The 4,179-nt window shown below is 70.1% G+C and carries 4 protein-coding genes; all 4 read left to right on the forward strand.

The window, feature by feature from the left end; translation table 11 throughout:
• The first annotated feature begins 132 nt into the window (after nt 1–132).
• Nucleotides 133–1,281, forward strand: coding sequence for an imidazolonepropionase (gene hutI / locus AB0J09_RS57950; protein ID WP_360711621.1), 1,149 nt, complete (start codon nt 133–135; stop codon nt 1,279–1,281).
• 103 nt (nt 1,282–1,384) lie between these two features.
• Nucleotides 1,385–2,326, forward strand: a complete 942-nt coding sequence (locus AB0J09_RS57955; RefSeq protein ID WP_360711623.1) for a sigma-70 family RNA polymerase sigma factor — start codon at nt 1,385–1,387, stop codon at nt 2,324–2,326.
• Nucleotides 2,327–2,596: 270 nt separating this feature from the next.
• The gene (locus AB0J09_RS57960) at nt 2,597–3,715 is read left to right on the forward strand and encodes a globin domain-containing protein (protein ID WP_360711626.1); all 1,119 of its coding nucleotides are present in this window, start codon (nt 2,597–2,599) and stop codon (nt 3,713–3,715) included.
• 8 nt (nt 3,716–3,723) lie between these two features.
• The coding region (locus tag AB0J09_RS57965; protein ID WP_360711629.1) for a DivIVA domain-containing protein at nt 3,724–4,179 on the forward strand (456 nt) is incomplete at its 3' end.

A 4,179-nucleotide genomic window follows, 5' to 3' on the forward strand; every position in this document is an offset into this window, starting at 1 on the left:
GGCCGTGGTGTTCGCGGCCACGGGGGCGGACGTGCACTCGGTGGTCTCCGGCGGCCGCCGGATCGTCAAGGACGGGCGGCACGAGCTCGGCGACGTCGGATCCCTGCTGGCAGAGGCGATTGGGAGCGTGCGATGACCACGACGCTGATCGACGGGATCGGGCTGCTCTACACCGGCGACCCCGACCACGAGGAGATCGAGGACGCGGCGCTCGTCCTGGACGGCGAGCTGGTCGCCTGGGCCGGACCCGCCTCCCGGGCTCCCGATGCCGACGAACGGGTGGACGTCGAGGGCCGGGCCGTCATACCCGGCTTCGTGGACAGCCACGCCCACCTGGTCTTCGCCGGTGACCGGACGGCCGAGTTCCAGGCCCGCATGTCCGGCGAGCCGTACACGGGAGGCGGCATCAGGACCACGGTCGCCGCCACCCGGCGGGCCGGCCACGCCGAGCTGGCCGCCCGCACGCTGGTCCTGGTCAACGAGATGCTCGCCCAGGGCACGACCACAGTGGAGATCAAGAGCGGGTACGGCCTGACCGTCGAGGACGAGCGGCGCTCGCTGAAGATCGCCGCCAGGCTGACCGACGAGACCACGTTCCTGGGGGCGCACGTCGTGCCCGCTGACATGGACGCCGACTCATACGTACGGCTCGTGGCGGGGGAGATGCTCGACGCGTGCGCGCCGTACGCGAAATGGGTGGACGTCTTCTGCGAGCGGGGGGCCTTCGACGGCGACCAGACGCGCGAGATCCTCGGCGCCGGGCTCAAAGCGGGGCTGGGCGCCCGGGTGCACGCCAACCAGCTCGGCGAGGGGCCCGGAGTGCGGATCGCCTGTGAGCTGGGCGCGGCCTCGGCCGACCACTGCACCCATCTGTCTTCGGACGACGTCGACGCACTGGCCTCGTCGGACACGGTGGCGACGCTGCTGCCAGGGGCCGAGTTCTCGACGCGGTCGCCGTACCCCGACGCGCGGCGGCTGATCGACGCCGGGGCCACCGTGGCGCTGGCGACCGACTGCAACCCGGGTTCGTCGTTCACGTCGTCGATGGCGTTCTGCGTGGCGCTGGCGGTACGTGAGATGCGGATGACGCCGCTGGAGGCGGTCAGGGCGGCGACGTACGGCGGGGCACGCGCGCTGCGGCGCACGGACGTAGGCTGGCTGCGGCCCGGAGCCCGGGCCGACGTGGTCGTGCTCGATGCCCCCTCCTATGTACACCTGGCTTACCGGCCCGGCGTCCCCCTCGTTCACCAGGTGTTTCACGACGGTCTCCTCCTTGAGTAGGACATCCAGAACCATCCCTCCGACGTAGTGCTTTAGGGAATCTTTGCTTCTGGCCGGACGTTGGCCGGGTATAGAACGCATCTGCGGAACGAGGTGCCAGGGGATGGCAAGGCCTACGGGGAGTCGCACGCAGGAGCAGCACGTCGCCGAGCGCGATCTGCTGGGGACATACCTGGCCGAGATCGGCCGGGTCCCGCTGCTGACGGCGGAGGAAGAGGTGGAGCTCGCCAAGCGGATAGAGGCGGGTCTCTTCGCCGAGCAGCTGCTCGACAGCGGGGGCTCGGAGCCGCGCATCGGGGACGCGGCCGACGAGGAGCTGGAGCGCCTGGCCATCTCGGGCCAGCGGGCGAAGGACGAGTTCATCCAGGCCAACCTGCGCCTGGTGGTGGCGGTGGCCAGGAAATACTCGGGGCGGGGCATGCCCCTGATCGACCTGGTGCAGGAGGGCAATCTGGGGCTGGTGCGGGCGGTCGAGAAGTTCGACTACCGGCGGGGGTACAAGTTCTCCACGTACGCGACCTGGTGGATCCGGCAGTCCGTGGGGCGCGCCATCCACGAGCAGGCCCGCCCGGTACGCCTGCCCACGCACGCGGGGGAGCAGATGACCCGGCTGATGCGGGTCCGGCGCGACATGCTGGCCGAGTTCGACGCCGAGCCGACCGATGACGACCTCGCCGAGATCCTCGACCTGCCGATCGAGCGAGTGCGCGAGCTGCGCCGGTGGGCCTCCGATCCGGTCTCGCTCCAGCTCGGGGTGGGGGACGAGGACGAGACGGAGCTCGGCGACATGATCGCCGACGAGACGTGGGCCGATCCTGAGCAGCAGGCCATCGACATCCTGGAGCGCGAGCGACTGGATCAGTGGCTGACCGGGCTCGAGGGGCACACCAGCGAGATGCTGCGGTGGCGGTACGGGCTGGTGGACGGGCGTGAGCACACGCTCACCGAGGTGGGCGAACGCTACGGCATCGGCCGCGACCGCGCCCGCCGCATCGAGCGCGACGCGCTGGCCCGGCTACGCAAGATGGCCACAGCGGCCGCCTGACCCTGCCCCGGCCCTTGCCCGCGGCGCGCACGTGGCGTTGCGCGCGGCGGGCGGCCCGCTCGTCGCGTGCGCGGGATGGTCCTCCATGCTGCCCGTGACCAGGGCGGGTGACAGATGTCATATGGGGCCCATGACTCAGGCGACTACAAGCCCGTCCCGGCCGGCGCGAGACTGAGGGCAAGTCGAGCGTTGACAGAGGCTGGAGGCCTAATGCCGGGCACGAGCGTTGAGCTGTCGCCCCATGGCGCAAGCGCCCCCGCGTTCACCCACGTGAAAGCTAATTTCGAGCTCGTTGCCAAATATGGCGACAATGTGCCGCTCTACCTGTTCTCCGACCTGTTCCTCCGCGCGCCCGCGCTGCGCGAGATGTTCCCCGTCCAGATGCGCCGCCAGCGCGAGCGGCTGATGACGGCGCTGTCCTACGCCGTGGAGCATGCGCAGAACCTGTCGGAGATCACGCCGTACCTGCACCAGCTCGCGCGCAGTCACCGGAAGTTCGGCGTCCTGAGCGAGCACTACGAGCAGTGGAGCGTCAGCCTTATCCACACCATGCAGCGCTTTTCAGGAAATGTGTGGAATGAGGTGATCGAGGAGGAGTGGCGGGACTTCTTGTCCCTGCTGACCCGGACGCTGGCGGAAGGGGCGCGGCAGGACGCCAGCCTCCGCCCCGCGCACTGGACAGCCGAGGTGATCAGCCACGAGCGGAGAAGCGTGGACGTGGCGGTCTTGCGGCTGCTGGTCGACCGGCCCTTCAAGTACGTCCCGGGCCAATCGGCGCCCGTGGAGGTCAAGCAGTGGCCCAACATGTGGCGCTACTACTCGATGGCCAACCTGCCGCGCCGTGACAACACCATAGAGCTGCACGTCAAGGCGGACGGCGCGGTGAGCCGCACGCTGGTCCGCGACGTGCGCGAGGGTGAGGTCGTCAAGCTGGGCGCACCCGTCGGCACGTTCACGCTCAATCCCAACACGGGGCGCAACATCCTGCTCATCGCGGGCGGCACCGGGTTCGCGCCCATCAAAGCCATTCTCGAGCACGTGACCAGGCTGCCGGTGCCGCCGTGGGTGTCGGTGTTCACCGGTGCGCGTGAGCCTGATGGGCTGTACGACCTCGACGCGCTGCGTGGCTGGGAGGAGAAGTTCCCCTGGCTCACCGTCCGCGCGGCGCTGTCGGAGCTGGAGGACCAGAGCGTCGCCACGACGGGCACGGTGGGCGAGGCCGTCAGCCGCTATGGCCGGTGGGAGGGCTACGACGCCTACGTGTGCGGCCCGCCAAGCATGGTCGACAACACGGTGGCGATGCTCCGGGCGAACGGCTTCAGCGACAACCGCATCCGCCTGGAGAGATTCGCGAGCGCCGTCACGCCTTCCCGGAGGTTTGCCACATGAATGATTCGATGGAACCGTTTCCCCCGCCGGGCCGGTCGCTCAACGGCAACAGCAACGGCAACGGGCACGGCGGCGCGCAGGATCTGCTGCCGTGGGCCGAGGAGCAGGCCGGCGAGCAGAGCAACAGCGGATGGCAGGAGGACGCCTGGGAGGAGCCGCAGTGGGACGAGCCCCAAGCGCGGGGCGACGACCTCCCCGCTGAGCGGCTGAGCCCGGCGGCGCTGCGTTCGATGGTGTTCCGCCGTGCCCCGCTGGGCAAGCGCGGCCTGGACGAGCACCAGGTCAACCACCTCCTCGATCGGGTCGAGGCCGAGCTGGTACGGCTGACGCAGGAGAAGAAGGCGCTGGAGGCCGAGGTCAAGCTGCTGCGCGACAATGCGGCGCGGCAGCCGGAGAGCCGGCCGGAGCCCGCCGAACCGCCCAAGGAGCAGCCGCAGGCCAAGGTCAGGGAGACGGGGCTGGCC

Origin of the sequence: Nonomuraea sp. NPDC049784 (assembly GCF_040659615.1) — a bacterium.
Classification (GTDB): Bacteria; Actinomycetota; Actinomycetes; order Streptosporangiales; family Streptosporangiaceae; genus Nonomuraea.

Coding starts and splice junctions, on each gene's coding strand:
- hutI (WP_360711621.1), top strand. CDS start 133: ATGACCACGACGCTGATCGACGGGATCGGGCTGCTCTACACCGGCGAC.
- AB0J09_RS57955 (WP_360711623.1), top strand. CDS start 1,385: ATGGCAAGGCCTACGGGGAGTCGCACGCAGGAGCAGCACGTCGCCGAG.